Here is a 16500-nt window from a genome sequence, read left to right on the forward strand (position 1 = left end):
TAACCTACGGCAACGTAAGTATGGCAGCGAAGAGGCCCGCAACACGAGGACACCACCGTGGCAACCCTTGTGCGAACCGGCCTCCGCCCTTCGTGTACCCCCGATCGGGACCACCCAGCAGGGCAGCGAGCACGCCGAACCCCCGGACACCTATCCTGGGAGCGTCGGACAGCGCGGTCCGCACTCCGCACAACCGGGGTGACCCGTCAGCACCGCGAGCGCCCCGGCCCCCCTGACAGACGTGCTCAACCACTGCAAGGAGCCGCACACTGTGAGCAGTGCCGACCAGACCCCTGCCGCCACCACCGAACTGCGGGCCGACATCCGCCGCCTCGGCGACCTCCTGGGCGAGACCCTCGTACGCCAGGAGGGCCAGCACCTCCTCGACCTCGTCGAACGCGTCCGCGCCCTGACCCGCACCGACGGCGAGGCAGCAGCCGAGCTCCTCGGCGACACGGACCTGGAGACCGCCGCACAGCTCGTGCGCGCCTTCTCCACCTACTTCCACCTCGCCAACGTCACCGAGCAGGTCCACCGCGCCCACGAGATGCGCGACCGCCGGGCCGCCGAAGGCGGGCTCCTCGCCCGCACCGCCGACCGCCTCAAGGACGCCGACCCCGAGCACCTGCGCCAGACGGTCAAGAACCTCAACGTCCGGCCCGTCTTCACCGCACACCCCACCGAAGCCGCACGGCGCTCCGTACTCAACAAGCTCCGCCGCATCGCCGCACTCCTCGAAACCCCCGTCATCGAGGCCGACCGGCGCCGCCAGGACATCCGGCTCGCCGAGAACATCGACCTCATCTGGCAGACCGACGAGCTCCGCGTCGTCCGCCCCGAGCCCGCCGACGAAGCCCGCAACGCCATCTACTACCTCGACGAGCTCCACGCCAACGCCGTGGGCGACGTCCTGGAAGACCTCGCCGCCGAGCTGGAGCGCGTCGGCGTCGAACTGCCCGCCGGCACCCGCCCCCTCACCTTCGGCACCTGGATCGGCGGCGACCGCGACGGCAACCCCAACGTGACGCCCGCCGTCACCTGGGACGTGCTCATCCTCCAGCACGAACACGGCATCACCGACGCCCTCGAACTCGTCGACGAACTGCGCGGACTCCTCTCCAACTCCATCCGCTACACCGGAGCCACCGACGAGCTCCTCACCTCCCTCCAGACCGACCTGGAACGACTCCCCGAGATCAGCCCCCGCTACAAGCGGCTCAACGCCGAAGAGCCCTACCGGCTCAAGGCCACCTGCATCCGGCAGAAGCTCGTCAACACCCGCGAGCGCCTCGCCTCCGGCACCCCGCACCGCCCCGGCTGCGACTACCTCGGCACCGCCGAGCTCACCGCCGACCTGGCCCTCATCCAGACCTCACTGCGCGAGCACAAGGGCGCCATCGTCGCCGACGGCCGGATGGACCGCACGATCCGCACGCTCTCCGCGTTCGGCCTGCAGCTCGCCACGATGGACGTACGCGAGCACGCCGACGCCCACCACCACGCACTCGGCCAGCTCTTCGACCGCCTCGGCGAAGAATCCTGGCGCTACAACGACATGCCCCGCGACTACCGGCAGAAGCTCCTCGCCAAGGAGCTCCGCTCCCGCCGCCCCCTCGCCCCCACCCCGGCCCCGCTCGACGCCGCCGGCGAGAAGACCCTCGGCGTCTTCCACACCATCAAGCAGGCCTTCGAGCGCTTCGGCCCCGAAGTCATCGAGTCCTACATCATCTCGATGTGCCAAGGCGCCGACGACGTCTTCGCCGCCGCCGTCCTCGCCCGCGAAGCCGGACTCCTCGACCTCCACGGCGGCTGGGCCAAGATCGGCATCGTCCCGCTCCTGGAGACCACCGACGAGCTCAAGGCCGCCGACGTCATCCTCGACGAGATGCTCGCCGACCCCTCCTACCGACGCCTCGTCTCCCTCCGCGGCGACGTCCAGGAGGTCATGCTCGGCTACTCCGACTCCTCCAAGTTCGGCGGCATCACCACCTCCCAATGGGAGATCCACCGAGCCCAGCGCCGCCTCCGCGACGTAGCCCACCGCTACGGCGTACGCCTGCGCCTCTTCCACGGCCGCGGCGGCACCGTCGGCCGCGGCGGCGGCCCCTCCCACGACGCGATCCTCGCGCAGCCCTGGGGCACCCTGGAAGGCGAGATCAAGGTCACCGAGCAGGGCGAGGTCATCTCCGACAAGTACCTCATCCCCGCCCTCGCCCGCGAAAACCTGGAACTGACCGTCGCGGCCACCCTCCAGGCCTCCGCACTGCACACCGCGCCCCGCCAGTCCGACGAAGCCCTCGCCCGCTGGGACGCGGCCATGGACACCGTCTCCGACGCCGCCCACGCCGCCTACCGCAAGCTCGTCGAGGACCCGGACCTGCCCGCGTACTTCCTCGCCTCCACCCCGGTGGACCAGCTCGCAGACCTGCACCTGGGCTCACGGCCCTCCCGCCGCCCCGGCTCGGGCGTCTCGCTCGACGGCCTGCGCGCCATCCCCTGGGTCTTCGGCTGGACCCAGTCGCGGCAGATCGTGCCCGGCTGGTACGGCGTCGGCTCCGGCCTCAAGGCCCTGCGCGAAGCCGGCCTCGGCACCGTCCTCGAAGAAATGCACGACCAGTGGCACTTCTTCCAGAACTTCCTCTCCAACGTCGAGATGACCCTCGCCAAGACCGACCTGCGCATCGCCCGGCACTACGTCGACACCCTCGTCCCCGACGAGCTCAAGCACGTCTTCGCCGACATCGAGGCCGAACACGAACTCACCGTGCAGGAAGTCCTCAAGGTCACCGGCAGCAAGGAACTCCTCGGCACCAGCCCGGTGCTCCAGCAGACCTTCGCCATCCGCGACGCCTACCTGGACCCGATCTCCTACCTCCAGGTATCCCTCCTCGCCCGCCAGCGCCAGGCCGCCGAACGCGGCGAGGAAGCCGACCCGCTGCTCGCCCGCGCCCTGCTGCTCACCGTCAACGGCGTAGCCGCAGGCCTCCGCAACACCGGCTGACCCCCATGAGCGGGTGCGGTCCTGTCAGAGCGCGATGAACGTCGCCAGCAACAGGACCGCACCCGCGAACCCGGCACCCCACGCCGTCCGCGTCAGCCGCATACCCCCACCGATCACCAGGGCGGCCAGCACCAGCGCACCACCCAACGGCACCCAGGCATGCAGAAAACCCGGCGTCCCGGTGCGTACGACATCACCGGTGCCGGGCTTCACCACAACGGGGAAACGAGCCCCCTTCTTCACCGCCACGGACCGCTCGATCGTCACCTCGGACCGCTTCCGCGCATCCGCGTCCGGCGAGAACGACCCCGTGCACGCGTCCTCACCGCACGACGTCACCGCCATCGTCCCGTGCTCACGGCCCTTCGCCAGAACGATGTGGTGCGCGCTCTCCCACGACGACCACACACCCGCCACCAGCAGCAACAGGACGACACAGCCCGCCGCGAACGTACGGCCATGGGCCACCAGCCGGTGGGAGGAACTCCGCTTCATGGGGGCCGATCCTTGGGCAGAGCCCAGCCGGCGGTCAACCTAGGGCCGAAAAACACCCAAGAAGCAGCAGAAATGTCAGGAGTTGTACGCGGACTGAGCCCGCTCCAAACCCTCCTCCAACAACGACTCCACCGCATCCGCCGACCGGTCCACCAGATACGCAAGCTCCTTGCGCTCCGCCGACGAGAAATCCTTCAGCACGAAATCAGCGACCTGCATCCGCCCCGGCGGCCGGCCGATCCCGAACCGCACCCGGTGATAACCCGGACCCATCGCCTTCGTCATCGACTTCAGCCCGTTGTGCCCGTTGTCACCGCCACCCAACTTCACCCGCAACATCCCGAAATCGATGTCCAGTTCGTCGTGCACCGCCACGACATGATCCAACGGCACCTTGTAGAAATCCCGCAACGCCGTCACCGGACCACCCGACAGATTCATGTACGACATCGGCTTCGCCAGCACCACACGACGACTCGACGGACCAGGCGGACCCACCCGCCCCTCCAGCACCTGCGCCTGCGCCTTCTGCGCCCGCTTGAACTTCCCACCGATCCGCTCCGCCAGTAGATCGGCGACCATGAACCCGACGTTGTGCCGGTTCGCCGCGTACCCAGGGCCAGGATTGCCGAGACCCACGATCAGCCAGGGGTCGGTGACGTCGGACATCAGAGCTCGGTCTCCTCGCAGTGCGCACGGAACAGGTCGAAACACAGGGAAACGGGGCGGCGGAACCCCCGGAAGGGAACCGCCACCCCGTCAGTCAAGCAGGTGCGGCGAGGATCAGGCCTCGGCCGGAGCCTCCTCGGCGGGGGCCTCCTCGGCCTGAGCGGCGACGATCTGGAGCACGACGGCCTCCTCGTCACCGGCGAGCACAGAGCCCTTGGGCAGCGGGATGTCCTTGGCCAGGATCGAGTCACCGGCGTCCAGACCCGCGATCGAGACCGTGACGGACTCGGGGATGTGCGTCGCCTCGGCCTCGACGAGCAGCGTGTTCTGCACGTACTCGAGAAGGTTGGCGCCCGGGGCCAGCTCACCCTCGACGTGCACCGCGATCTCGACCTCGACCTTCTCGCCACGCTTCACCGTGAGGAGGTCGACGTGCTCGATGTTGCCCTTGATGGCGTTACGCTGCACGGCCTTCGGGATCACCAGCGCGTCCTTGCCGTCGATCTCGAGACCGATCAGGACGTTCGCGGTACGCAGAGCGAGAAGCAGCTCGTGGCCCGGAAGGCTGATGTGAACCGGCTCAGCACCGTGGCCGTAGACGACCCCGGGAACCAGGTTGGCACGACGCGTACGACGGGCAGCGCCCTTGCCGAACTCCGTACGGACCGTTGCGTCGAGCTTGATCTCAGCCATGCTGCACTCCTCGTAGGGTGACTCGAAAGGTGATGAAAAACCGATGGTCACCCGGCCCACGACAGGCCTGCTACGAAGAGCGCGTCGATAACGGACAACCGGCCCCACGCCTGCGCATGAGAACGGCCTCCCTCGCCGAGCAACTAATCCAGTCTACCCGGCGGGGAGGCCGCGCCCCAAGTCGATCACCCGCAGGTGATCACTCCTGCTCCTCGAAGAGGCTCGTCACCGAACCGTCCTCGAACACCTCACGCACCGCACGCGCGATCGTCGGCGCGATCGACAGCACCGTGATCTTGTCGATCTCCAGCTCACCCGGGGTCGGCAGAGTGTCCGTGAAGACGAACTCCGAGACCTTCGAGTTCTTCAGACGGTCCGCGGCCGGACCCGACAGCACACCGTGCGTGGCGGTCACTATGACGTCCTCGGCACCGTGCGCGAACAGGGCGTCCGCAGCGGCACAGATCGTGCCACCCGTGTCGATCATGTCGTCGACCAGCACGCACACCCGGCCCTCGACGTTACCGACGACCTCGTGGACGCTGACCTGGTTCGGCACGTCCTTGTCACGACGCTTGTGCACGATCGCCAGCGGAGCGTCCAGCCGGTCGCACCAACGGTCGGCGACACGCACACGGCCGGCGTCCGGAGAGACGATCGTCAGCTTCGAACGGTCGACCTTCGCACCCACGTAGTCCGCCAGGATCGGCAGCGCGAACAGGTGGTCGACCGGACCGTCGAAGAAGCCCTGGATCTGGTCCGTGTGCAGATCCACGGTGAGGATGCGGTCCGCACCCGCCGTCTTCATCAGATCCGCGATCAGGCGAGCCGAGATCGGCTCACGGCCACGGTGCTTCTTGTCCTGGCGGGCGTAACCGTAGAACGGCACGATCACCGTGATCGACCGGGCCGACGCGCGCTTCAGCGCGTCCAGCATGATCAGCTGCTCCATGATCCACTTGTTGATCGGAGCCGTGTGGCTCTGGATCAGGAAGCAGTCGGCGCCACGGGCGGACTCCTGGAAACGCACGTAGATCTCACCGTTGGCGAAATCGAAGGCCTTCGTCGGCACGAGGCCGACACCCAGTTGATGCGCGACCTCCTCGGCCAGCTCGGGGTGGGCGCGGCCGGAGAAGAACATCAGTTTCTTCTCGCCGGTCGTCTTGATCCCGGTCACAGCACAGTCTCCTCAGACGTGTATCTGGCCCCGCGCAGCATGTGTCCCGATGTGCGACGAGCCAGCCGAAATGGGTGAGCATGTATCACGGTACGCCGCCTTTGGCGCACCTGTTTCCGGTCAGCTTTCGCCGTCGGACTCCTGCGACGCGGCCTGAGCGGCCTGAGCCGCTGCGCTCCCGGGCCGCTTCCGGGCGACCCAGCCCTCGATATTCCGCTGCTGGCCCCGTGCGACGGCCAGCGAACCCGCCGGCACATCCTTGGTGATGACCGAACCGGCAGCCGTGTAAACGCCGTCCCCGACCGTGACAGGCGCCACAAACATATTGTCCGACCCGGTCCGGCAGTGGGACCCGATCGTGGTGTGGTGCTTCGCCACCCCGTCGTAGTTCACGAACACGCTCGCCGCACCGATGTTGGTGTGATCACCGATCGTCGCGTCCCCGACATAACTCAGGTGCGGCACCTTCGTGCCCTCACCGATCGTCGCGTTCTTCATCTCGACGTACGTACCCGCCTTGGCCTTCGCGCCCAGCCGCGTCCCCGGCCGCAGATACGCGAACGGCCCCACCGACGCGCCGGGGCCCACCTCGGCGCCGTCCGAGACCGTGTTGTCCACCCGCGCGCCCGCGTGGACGACCGTGTCCTTCAGCCGGGAGTTCGGGCCCACCTCGGCATCCTCGGCGAGGTGCGTCGCGCCCAGCAGCTGCGTCCCCGGGTGCACGACCGCGTCACGCTCGTACGTCACCGTCGCGTCGATCAGCGTCGAGGCCGGGTCCACGACCGTCACGCCCGCCAGCATGGCGCGCACCAGGAGTCGCTCGTTGAGCAGACGCCTTGCCTCGGCCAGCTGGAGCCGGTTGTTGATGCCCAGGATCTCCCGGTGGTCGCCGGCGATCGAGGCGCCGACGCGGTGACCCGCCTCGCGCAGGATCGACAGCACGTCGGTGAGGTACTCCTCGCCCTGGCTGTTGTCCGTACGCACCTTGCCGAGCGCCTCGCCGAGCAGCCGGCCGTCGAACGCGAAGACCCCGGAGTTGATCTCCCGGATCGCGCGCTGCGCGTCGGTGGCGTCCTTGTGCTCGACGATCTCCGTGACCGCGCCGGTGGCCGCGTCGCGGACGATCCGGCCGTAGCCGGTGGAGTCCGGGACCTCGGCGGTCAGCACGGTGACGGCGTTCGCGTCGGCCGTGTGGGTGGCGGCCAGCGCGGAGAGCGTCTCGCCGGAGAGCAGCGGGGTGTCCCCGCACACGACGATGACGGTGCCGTCCACGGAGCCGCCGAGCTCCTCCAGGCCCATCCGGACCGCGTGGCCGGTGCCGTTCTGCTCGGCCTGGAAGGCCGTCCGTACGGGGGTGTCCCCGGCGGAGAGGTGCGCGGTGACCTGCTCACTGGCGTGGCCGACCACGACGACGAGGTGCTGGGGGTCGAGCTCACGGGAGGCGGCGACGACATGTCCGACGAGCGAGCGCCCGGAGATCTCGTGCAGGACCTTGGGGGTCTTCGACTTCATGCGGGTGCCCTCACCCGCTGCGAGGACGACGACGGCTGCCGGGCTGGTGGCGCTCACGGATGTGCCCTTCGGCTTCGGGTGGTGGACATCCGCAGGATACCGGGGGCTTTTGTGCAGGAAACGAGCGCGGGCCCCGACCGTGAGGTCGGGGCCCGATGCGTGGGCTCCGCCGGCTGGATTCGAACCAGCGTCTCAAGGCTCCAAAGGCCTGCGGGATGCCGCTACCCCACGGCGGATCACTGCGTCAGACCCTACCTGAGGTGGAGTTGGGCCTGTTCCACGATTCCGCGCCACCAGCCCTCAACTCGACGGTACAACTCCGCACCTCGGGAAACACGGATCACCAGACACCCGCGATACGTCTCGCCGGTGTTCTTCCGTGAGGTCTTGGGGTTGTGCTTTTTCAGCGTTGTTTTGCGGAGGGCGGAGGCGTCGATGCCCACGAGTTCCGCCCAGTAGCGTTCGGCGGCCTCGACGTCTGCTGTCTCGTGGATCATGACCCGGAAGCAGATGCGGTCGGGCGTGACCCCCACCACGGCCAGCCAGGCCAGATAGGTCTCGATCATGCCCGGGTCGCTGTTGACGAACGTGAGGTTCTCTCGGCGGTCGTACGATTTGTCCTTCGTTCCCTCGGACCAGTAGAGACCCACGCCGATAAGCAGAAGCTCCCGGTCCGTGAGGTCGCCGATCTCCGCCTTCGCAGCGGCCTTTGTCCGCTGCCGCTCGTCGTCGCGCACGGCCAGTTCGTGATCCCAGCGCATGCGCCCGGCGAGCCGTGCCTGCTCGACGGCGCTTCGGCTGCGCTCCGGCTTCGGAAGGTCACGCACCCACAGCGAGATCGACCCCTTCGAGCACCCCAGCTCCACCTGGATCTGGTCGTAGGTCATCCCCTTGAGTCGCAGCTCCCGGGCCTTCGCGCGTAGGTCGTCCTTGGCGTTGGGGCGTTTCGTCCACTCCGGGGCGGGCTCGCCCTCCAGGAGGCGGTTCAGGATGTCGTTGTTGTCGACGTATAGACGGTCGCGGATCTGGCGTCGGCTGAGCCCCTCCCGCCGCAGCGCGACCGCCCGCTCCCGTAGTCCCTCGAAGTCCGCGTACTTGCCACTGGCATGTGTCATACGAGCAGCGTCGTCCGGAATGCGGACGTCCGGGTCGAAAGGGTGCTCGGTTCACCGGATCGTGCGATCTACCCGCCTTTGCGATGTGACCGGCCACTTTCCGTGCTGACGGAGTCGCCGGAAAATGGGATGCGTCCGCCCGTAGGCTGGATGCCATGACCGCAACGGGGGCAGACCGGGAAGCGGCGGGTCCGACCACCCGCGGCTACTGGTGGTGGGAGCGGCGGCGGAGTGTCGCCCTGGACGTGGGGCTGGCGCTGGTTTCGGCGCTGGAGTGCGCGCTGGAGGGGGTGGCGTTCGCCGGGGAGACCGGGCTGCCGGTGCCGCTGGGGGTGCTGTTCGGGCTGCTGGCGGGGTCGGTGCTGGTGCTGCGGAGGCGCTGGCCGATCGCCGTGGTCCTGGTGTCGATAGCGACGACGCCGGCCGAGATGGGCTTCCTGATGGGGATCGTCGGGCTGTACACCCTGGCGGCTTCCGATGTGCCGCGCAGGATCACGGTGGTGCTGACGGGGATGACGCTGGTCGGCACGTTCATCGTGTCGTATGTGCGGCTGCGGCAGAGCGTGAGTGAGCACGCCGATTTCGGGCCGTTCTGGTATGCCCCGGTGATGTCGCTCTTCATGTCGCTGGGGCTGACGGCGCCGTCGGTGCTCTTCGGCCTCTACATCGGGGCGAGGCGCAGGCTGATGGAGAGCCTGCGGGAGCGCGCGGATTCGCTGGAGCGGGAGCTGTCGCTGCTGGCGGACCGGGCGGAGGAGCGGGCCGAGTGGGCGCGTACGGAGGAGCGGACCCGTATCGCGCGGGAGATGCATGACGTGGTGGCGCACCGGGTGAGTCTGATGGTGGTGCACGCGGCGGCGTTGCAGGCGGTGGCTCCGAAGGATCCGGCGAAGGCGGTGCGTAACGCCGCGCTGGTGGGGGACATGGGCCGGCAGGCGTTGACGGAGTTGCGGGAGATGCTCGGGGTGCTGCGGAGCGGGGATGCTCTGGTGGCTCCGTCGGCGGGGCGGGTGCCGTTGGCCTCGGTGGGGCGGGCGGCTGCTGCTGCCGCGGCTGCGGTGGCTGAGGACGGGCCGCGGTTGCGTGAGGTGGAGGCGCTGGTGGCGCAGTCCCGTGAGGCGGGGATGACGGTGGAGCTGTCGGTGGAGGGGGAGCTGCGTCCGTACGCACCGGAGGTGGAGCAGACGGCGTACCGGGTGGTGCAGGAGGCGTTGACGAACGTGCACAAGCATGCGGCGGGTGCGAAGACGTGGGTGCGGTTGGCGTATCGGGGGGTGGAGGTGGCGATGCAGGTGGAGAACGGTCCGACGGACGGTGTGACGGCGGATGCGGGGCTGCCGAGTGGTGGTAACGGTCTGGTGGGGATGCGGGAGCGGGTGCTGGGGCTGGGGGGTGTGTTCGTGTCGGGGCCGACGGACGCGGGGGGTTTCCGGGTGTCGGCGGTGCTGCCGGACGGTGGGGCGGCGTAGGGCGTTGTCAGCCTGAGGTGAGGCGGGTGGGCTGTACGCCGGTGATGAGGGTTTCGAGGGCGCGGTCGATGTCGGAGCCGAGGTACCAGTCGCCGGTGTGGTCGATGGAGTAGACGCGTCCTTCGTTGTCGATGGCGAGGACTGCTTGGGCGTCGCCTTCCTGGCCGAGGGGGGCGACTTCGGTTTCGAGTGCGCGTCCGAGGTCGCCGAGTGTGCGTGCGAGGTGGAGTCCGCTGAGCGGGTCGATGTGCACGGTGGTGGTGGCGATGTGGCGGCCGGGGGCGGACGAGGTGATGTGGAGTCCGCCGAATTCGGCCCAGGCTTCGACGGCTGCGGGGAAGACGGCGTGCTGGTGGCCGGCGGGGGAGGCGTGGGAGCGGAGGGCGTCGGCCCATTCCTCTGCCTGTCGGATGTCCCAGCGGCCGGGTTGCCATCCGGCGTCGCGGAGTGCGGCGTCGAGGGCGACGGGGAAGCGGGTGGTGGAGGTGCGGTTCTGCTGGCCGGGCAGGTCGTGCATGGTGGGGTTCAGCCCTTCTCGGCGGTGGTCGTCGCACCGGTGGTGAGGTCGACGGGGCGTACGCCGAAGTGGGCGAGCATCTCGGTGCAGGAGCGGCAGGGGGGTGCGTAGCTGCCGTGGAGGGGGTCGCCGTCCTCGCGGATGCGGCGGGCGGTGAGGCGGGCGTGTTTGAGCGCGCGGCGGGCTTCCCCGTTGGTGAGGGGTTTGCGCTGGGCTCGTTTGGAGCGGCTGTCGTCGGCTGCGGTGAGCTGTCGTGACAGGAGTATGGCTTCGGGGCAGCGTCCGGTGAAGCGTTCGCGCTGGTTGCTGGTGAGGGTGTCGAGGAAGTCCTGTACGAGTGGGTGGAGGACGGGTGGCTGGTCGCCTTTGCCCGCGGTGCAGGTGAGTGTTTCTCCGCGTACGGACAGGGCTGCGGCCACCGCGGGCAGGATGCCGTCGCGGCGGTGGCGGAGGTGGGGTGCTCTGTCGGTTTCGGTGGTGCTCCAGCTGAGTCGCGGGTCTCCGGGTGTGACTGTTTGTGCTGTGTGCATGGTGCTGGTGTCCCTCCCTGCAATCCCCCCGAGTTGCGGGGACAGCCTGCCAAATATGCAGGGTGGTGGGGAAGCTGGGTGGGGGAAACGTGTCTGCGTGTCGTGGGCGGGTGGCTCTGTTGTCGCGTGTCCGTCACGCCTCGGTGACGTTCGGTGAGTGGGGTGCCGGGGGCGGGGGGCGTTGTTGCGTCACCGCATAGGCTGTGCGGAACACCAGACGCAGCAGGGGGCAACCGCCATGACGACAGGTCGGCTCGGGCAGCAAGCCGCGCCACCGAATGCGGCCTATGCCGGGCAGGTCGTGCATTTCCCGGATCCTGTCCGGGCGTCCCGCCACCCCAGGGGTGTGCGTGTGGACGGGAACGGCTTTCCGGTGCTTTCGCCGTATGCGCGTGCGGCCGCGGAGATCGCGGATCCGCCTCCGGGGTTCGGTGTCGACGAGTTGCGGCTGACGGATTACGTGTCGGCGAACGCGGCGTTGGCGGCGAGCGGTCATGAGCTGTGGGACACGATTCCGGCGGTGGCGACTCCGCACGGGTGGACGTGGCATCACGTGGCGGGTGGCCGGCGGATGGAGTTGGTGCCGGTCGAGGTGAAGGCGTTGTTGCGTCATCACGGTGGTCTGGCGACGACTTCGGTGGATCAGAACCGTCGGGGCACGCGGCCGTTGCAGGAGACGCGGCCTGCTCATTTCCGGCTGCCGAAGGGGTCTGTGGCGGTGGGTGAGCAGCAGATCCAGGGTGTCGAGGAGGATCTGGGGTATCGCCTTCCGGGGGCGTACAGGTCGTTCCTGAAGGCGGCCGGTGGTTCGGCTCCGGTGGGTGCGGCGTTGGACGCGGAGCTGGGTCTGCTGGTGGATCAGCCGTTCTTCACGGTGCGTGAGGAAGCCGCTGTGAATGACCTGGTGTATGTGAACAAGTGTCTGCGTGATCACTTCACGAAGGATTTCCTGGGCGTGGGTTTTGTCCAGGGCGGGATCCTGGCGGTGAAGGTGCGTGGTGAGGGCGTGGGGTCGGTGTGGTTCTGCGCGTACGACGATGCGCGGGATCAGGACGGCTGGGGTGTGCAGGAGCGGGTGGACCGGCTGCTGTTGCCGTGCGGTGAGGATTTCGATGCGTTCCTCCAGCGTCTGGCGGGTAATCCGCCGGAGTTGGAGACGGTGGCGAACCTGATGGTGGACGGTGGCTTCGCGCGGGCCGTCCCGGTGGAGGGGTGAGCGCGGTGGTGACGTTCGCGCAGGCGCAGGAGCGGGCGGATGAGTGGGTCAACGGTGACGTGCCCGCGTATCAGCACCGTGAGGTCCGGGTCCGTGAGTTCGAGCTGGGTTTCGTGGTGTGGGCCGAGGACCGTGCGGAGGGTCCTGTTTCGGACGGGGGCCGTCAGCGGCTGGTGATCGCCCGGGACAGTGGTGAGGCGACGCTGTGGCCGGGGTTGCCGGTGGGTGAGGTGATTCGGCGGTACGAGGAGGATTACGGGGTTTCCGCGGAGGCGGAGGCTGCTCCGGAGCCGCCGCAGCGTATTGATCTGAATCAGACGTCGTTCTTGTTGACGCCGCCGGAGTGGTTGCAGGAGGCGGCGGACAAGCTGGGGATTGCGGATCGGCGTGCGGAGGGGGACGCGCCGCCTGCTGCTCCCGCGCCGCCCGCCGCTCCCGCGCCGCCTTCGGCTCCTGGTTCTCCTTCTCCTTCTGTTCCCGCGCCGGCCGGTGCCGGTTCGGGGTCGGCGTGGCCGGCTGCCGGTGGGCAGCGGGATCATGAGCCGACGGCGAACGACGGGGTGCCTGCCGGGGCGACGCCTTGGGCGGGTACGGACACGAACGCGGGTGCGGACGAGGGCGGTGTGCCGTTGCCCGCGACGGTGTTCGCGCCGCCGCTCTCGGGGTCGGACGATGACGGGACTCCGCCGCCGGTCGTTTCGGCGGAGGCGCCCACGGCGTTGATGTCGGGTGGCAGTCAGCTGCCGCCGACGGCGGTGGTGCCCGGGCTGGACCCGCAGGCGCCGCCTCCGGGGCCTCCTGCGCCCGCTGTTCCTTCGGCTCCGGCGCCCGGCGCGTCGACTCCTGCCGGTCCTGGGCGCGGGGCGGGGGACATCGCGGATGCGGCGACGAGTAAGGCCGTCGTGCCGCCGCGGGGTGCTCGGGGGCCGGGGTCGACGACTCCGCCGCCGCCCGGGGCGCCCGGTGTGCCGGGGGCGCGGCCGGGGGTGACTCCGCCGCCTTCCGGGCCCGGTGCGCCGGGTGCGCCGGCGGGTGGTTATGTGCCGACGCAGCTGGTCTCGCAGACGCCGCCTCCGGGTGTGCGGCCGCCTGGTCCTCCTGCTCCGCCCGGGCCTCCTGGTTCCACGCCGCCTCCGGGTGGCGGGCTGCATCATGCCGCGACGATGTTCGCCGATGCGAGCATCGGTGGGCCGAACGCGCCGCGTCCTCCGGGCCCGCCGGGTCCTCCTGCTCCTCCCGGCCCTCCGGGTGCTCCGGGTGCTCCGGGTGCGACGCCGCCGCCTCCGCCGCCTCCTCCTGGCTCCACGCCGCCGCCCGGTCCTCCGCCGCCGCCTCCGGGTGGCGGGGTGCACCATGCCGCGACGATGCTGGCGGGTCCGGGGCACGTCGGTCCGGGTGCGCCGCAGCCGCCCGGTCCTCCTGGTCCTCCCGGGGCGCCGGGTCCGCACACTCCGCCGCCGCCTCCTGGGGCGTACGGCTATCCGCAGCAGCCGGTGGGCCTGCCGACGGTCGGTCCGGGCTATCAGGCCGTGCTGCGTTTCCGTGCGGCCGACGGCAGTGAGCAGCAGCTGATCCGGCGTTCGGCGCCGGGTACTCCGCATCCGGAGTGGCAGATGCTGCATGAGCTGCGTGGGATGGGTGTGCCGCCGCAGCAGGTGATCGAGCTGCATACGGAGCTGGAGTCGTGTGAGCTTCCGGGTGGTTACTGTGCGCGGATGATCCGGGAGACGTGGCCGCAGGTCCGGATCACGAGTGTCGCGCCGTACGGTACGGATCATGCGAGCCGGCAGCAGGGCATGCAGCATCTGCTGACGCATCAGGGTGAGTTGCATCAGGTGGCCGACGGTCCGGCGCGGCCGGCTCCGGTGCGGGCGCCGCTGCCGCAGATGCCGCCTGCGCCGGCTGTGCCTCCGGAGGCGCTGGCGGAGGAGCTGCACGGGGCGTTCGGTCCCGGTGTGCTGCGGTTCGACCAGCGGGCGGTGTCCCGTCAGGGTGTGCCCGAGGTGGTGGCGCGGACGCTGGTGTGGGCGGGGCTGCCCGCTGATTTCGGGCCGTTCTTCTGGGCGCAGCCGGGTCATCCTGTGGTGCCGACGCTGGCGGAGCTGGCGGGGCAGCGGCAGGTGCAGCCCGCGTCGGACGCGGGTTCGTATCTGGTGATGGGTTCGGACTTCGGCCGGGCGATCTGTGTGCAGTACGGGACGGCGAACATCGTGGCTGTTCCGGTGGAGGCGGGTCCGGGTGGTCAGCCTGTTCCGCCGCAGTTCGTGAACACGGGGCTGCCGGAGTTCGTGCGGTCGATGGCGTTGCTGGGCCGGATGTGGCGGTTGCGGTTCGGGTTGAATCCTGAGCAGGCGGGTCGTTGGACGGTCGATTTCCAGGCCCAGTTGGTGGCGATCGATCCGGCGGCTCTGGCGTCGCCGGAGGGCTGGTGGTCGGTGCTGCTGGAGCAGATGTGGGACGGGCTGCTGTGATGCGGTCCGGTCGGATGTGATCCGTTGTGTACGAGAGGCGTTCGTCCCGTGATGGGGTGGGCGCCTTTTGTGTGGAGTTCTGTGATGCGGGTCGCTTCCGTCCTGAATGCAGCTGATCGATTCCGACTTCCGGGCCAATTACCGCATCCTTGACGTATTGCTTCATGGTCGTGGAGTCGGCGAGCGGGAAAGAGGGCTTCAGGGATGAGTGGTGGACCGGTGTCCGCGCACGGTTTTGTCGGTGTTCGGGGGCGTGGTTACCGTCCTGAGCAGGTGGACCGCATGGTGGCGTCGCTGTCGGCGGAGCGGGACGGGGCTCTGGAGCGGCTTGCCCTGCTGACGGTGCGGGCCGAGGAGTTGGCGGCGGAGGCGGCGCGGCTGGGTGAGGTGGTGGCCTCGCTCGCGCCGCAGACGTATCAGTCGCTGGGGGAGCGTGCCCAGCAGATTCTGGCTCTGGCGGAGGCCGAGGCGGAGGCGGCACGGGGTGCGGCGCTGGAGGAGGCGCAGGCGCTGCGGGACGCGGCGGACGTGGCGGGCCGGGAGGTCCGTGAGGCGGCGCGTGAGCAGGTGGGGGCTGTGCGGGCGGCGGCGGACGCCCGTGCGGAGGAGGTACTGGCGGAGGCGCGGGAGGGTGCCGGGGCGCTGGTGGAGGAGGCGCGCCAGGAGGCCGGTGAGGTGCGTGGGGCGGCGGAGGCGGAGATGGCCGGTACGCGTCGCCGTACGGCGGGTGTGCTGTCGCACCAGGAGCAGGAGCATGCCGAGCGGGGCAAGGCGGCGGAGGGTGAGATCGCCCGTGCGGAGGCGGCCGCGGCGGAGCGTGAGGCGGAGCTGACGGCTCATGGGGAGGCGCTGCTCGAGCGGGCGAGGCGGGAGCTCGCGGAGACCGAGGAGGCGGCCCGGCACGGTCAGGAGGACGCGGAGGCGCGGGCGGCGGAGCTGCTGTCGGGGGCCAGGATGGCGGAGGAGCGTGTGGTGCGGGAGACGGAGCGGATCCTGCGGGAGCACGAGGAGGGCCGCGAGGAGGTGCAGGCGCACATGGCGCATGTGCGTCATTCGCTGGCGGCGCTCACGGGGCGTGCGGGGGCGGATCCCGTGGGGGAGTGACGGGGCGCTCGTTGCGGGCCGGCCGGGTCAGGGGCGTGGCCAGGGGCGCTTGGAGACGTGCTCGATGCCGGTGTTGAAGCGTTTGAGGTAGGCGGCGTAGGCGGCTATGTCCTGGTCCGGCCAGTCGTGCATGACCTGGTCCAGGGCGCGTACGACGCGTTCGCGTTCTTCGTCGAGGAGGCGGGCGCCCTTGTCGGTGATGCGGAATTTGCGGGCCATGCCGCCCTCGGGGTCGGCGATGCGCTCGGTCAGTCCGGCGCGGGTCGCGGCGGCGGTCTGGCGGTTGAGGGTGGAGGCGTCGAGGCCGAAGGCGTCGCTCAGTTCGCCGATGGACATCGGTCCCTGGACGCGGATGCGGCTGAGCAGGACGTAGGCGCTCCGTTCCAGGAGGGCGTTCTCGTGGCGGCCGCCCCGGTGGTAGGCGAGGTCGTGGCGCCAGAGCAGCATCTGCTCGTACTCCACGTCGTCCGTGGGTCCGGCCATGCCTGCCGCCTCCTGTTCCGCACCGGGCCGATCGCGCGTCGCTCCGGC

Annotated in this window: 14 protein-coding genes and 1 tRNA gene; 5 read left to right on the plus strand and 10 right to left on the minus strand. The window is 69.7% G+C overall.

Going from position 1 to position 16500, the window contains the following annotated elements:
• Window positions 1–271: 271 nt before the first annotated feature.
• Window positions 272–3001 (plus strand): phosphoenolpyruvate carboxylase, encoded by a 2730-nt coding sequence (gene ppc, locus ACIBCU_RS31760; protein WP_399235650.1) that lies wholly within the window; start codon window positions 272–274, stop codon window positions 2999–3001.
• A gap of 24 nt (window positions 3002–3025) precedes the next feature.
• Here the strand turns inward: ppc and ACIBCU_RS31765 are convergent, their stop codons facing one another.
• From ACIBCU_RS31765 to ACIBCU_RS31795, 7 genes are all read right to left on the minus strand, one after another.
• The gene (locus ACIBCU_RS31765) at window positions 3026–3496 is read right to left on the minus strand and encodes a hypothetical protein (protein WP_362927831.1); all 471 of its coding nucleotides are present in this window, start codon (window positions 3494–3496) and stop codon (window positions 3026–3028) included.
• 75 nt (window positions 3497–3571) lie between these two features.
• Window positions 3572–4165, minus strand: a complete 594-nt coding sequence (gene pth, locus ACIBCU_RS31770; RefSeq protein ID WP_399235652.1) for an aminoacyl-tRNA hydrolase — start codon at window positions 4163–4165, stop codon at window positions 3572–3574.
• A 114-nt stretch (window positions 4166–4279) separates the two neighbouring features.
• Complete coding sequence (locus tag ACIBCU_RS31775) at window positions 4280–4858, minus strand: 50S ribosomal protein L25/general stress protein Ctc (protein WP_362927829.1); 579 nt, start codon at window positions 4856–4858, stop codon at window positions 4280–4282.
• A gap of 199 nt (window positions 4859–5057) precedes the next feature.
• Window positions 5058–6035 (minus strand): ribose-phosphate diphosphokinase, encoded by a 978-nt coding sequence (locus ACIBCU_RS31780; RefSeq protein ID WP_099177314.1) that lies wholly within the window; start codon window positions 6033–6035, stop codon window positions 5058–5060.
• 120 nt (window positions 6036–6155) lie between these two features.
• Entirely contained in the window at window positions 6156–7604 is a 1449-nt protein-coding gene (gene glmU / locus ACIBCU_RS31785) for a bifunctional UDP-N-acetylglucosamine diphosphorylase/glucosamine-1-phosphate N-acetyltransferase GlmU (protein ID WP_399235656.1), read from the minus strand.
• 107 nt (window positions 7605–7711) lie between these two features.
• Window positions 7712–7783 (minus strand) — tRNA-Gln (locus ACIBCU_RS31790).
• A 15-nt stretch (window positions 7784–7798) separates the two neighbouring features.
• Window positions 7799–8662: a hypothetical protein gene (locus ACIBCU_RS31795; RefSeq protein WP_399235659.1), complete on the minus strand. Its 864-nt coding sequence runs from the start codon at window positions 8660–8662 to the stop codon at window positions 7799–7801.
• A 155-nt stretch (window positions 8663–8817) separates the two neighbouring features.
• Here ACIBCU_RS31795 and ACIBCU_RS31800 point away from each other — a divergent pair, with 155 nt between their 5' ends.
• Window positions 8818–10131, plus strand: coding sequence for a histidine kinase (locus ACIBCU_RS31800; protein WP_362927826.1), 1314 nt, complete (start codon window positions 8818–8820; stop codon window positions 10129–10131).
• Between the two features lie 7 nt (window positions 10132–10138).
• Here the strand turns inward: ACIBCU_RS31800 and ACIBCU_RS31805 are convergent, their stop codons facing one another.
• Both ACIBCU_RS31805 and ACIBCU_RS31810 read right to left on the minus strand, forming a co-directional pair.
• Window positions 10139–10648 carry an SUKH-3 domain-containing protein gene (locus ACIBCU_RS31805; protein WP_362927825.1) on the minus strand — a complete coding sequence of 170 codons (510 nt, stop codon included), beginning with the start codon at window positions 10646–10648 and terminating at the stop codon, window positions 10139–10141.
• 8 nt (window positions 10649–10656) lie between these two features.
• The gene (locus ACIBCU_RS31810) at window positions 10657–11178 is read right to left on the minus strand and encodes a YwqJ-related putative deaminase (protein WP_362927824.1); all 522 of its coding nucleotides are present in this window, start codon (window positions 11176–11178) and stop codon (window positions 10657–10659) included.
• Between the two features lie 238 nt (window positions 11179–11416).
• On the opposite strand from ACIBCU_RS31810, the gene ACIBCU_RS31815 reads away from it, so the two are divergent.
• From ACIBCU_RS31815 to ACIBCU_RS31825, 3 genes are all read left to right on the plus strand, one after another.
• Window positions 11417–12394 carry an SMI1/KNR4 family protein gene (locus ACIBCU_RS31815; protein ID WP_362927823.1) on the plus strand — a complete coding sequence of 326 codons (978 nt, stop codon included), beginning with the start codon at window positions 11417–11419 and terminating at the stop codon, window positions 12392–12394.
• Window positions 12391–14865 carry an SUKH-4 family immunity protein gene (locus tag ACIBCU_RS31820; RefSeq protein ID WP_399235662.1) on the plus strand — a complete coding sequence of 825 codons (2475 nt, stop codon included), beginning with the start codon at window positions 12391–12393 and terminating at the stop codon, window positions 14863–14865. Before ACIBCU_RS31815 ends, ACIBCU_RS31820 begins: the two co-directional genes overlap by 4 nt.
• Window positions 14866–15069: 204 nt before the next feature.
• Window positions 15070–15969, plus strand: coding sequence for a cellulose-binding protein (locus ACIBCU_RS31825; RefSeq protein ID WP_399235664.1), 900 nt, complete (start codon window positions 15070–15072; stop codon window positions 15967–15969).
• A 27-nt stretch (window positions 15970–15996) separates the two neighbouring features.
• Here the strand turns inward: ACIBCU_RS31825 and ACIBCU_RS31830 are convergent, their stop codons facing one another.
• Window positions 15997–16452 (minus strand): MarR family transcriptional regulator, encoded by a 456-nt coding sequence (locus ACIBCU_RS31830; protein ID WP_362927820.1) that lies wholly within the window; start codon window positions 16450–16452, stop codon window positions 15997–15999.
• Window positions 16453–16500: the final 48 nt, after the last annotated feature.

The sequence above is a fragment of the Streptomyces sp. NPDC051064 genome, from assembly GCF_044455985.1.
In the GTDB taxonomy this organism is placed as follows: domain Bacteria; phylum Actinomycetota; class Actinomycetes; order Streptomycetales; family Streptomycetaceae; genus Streptomyces.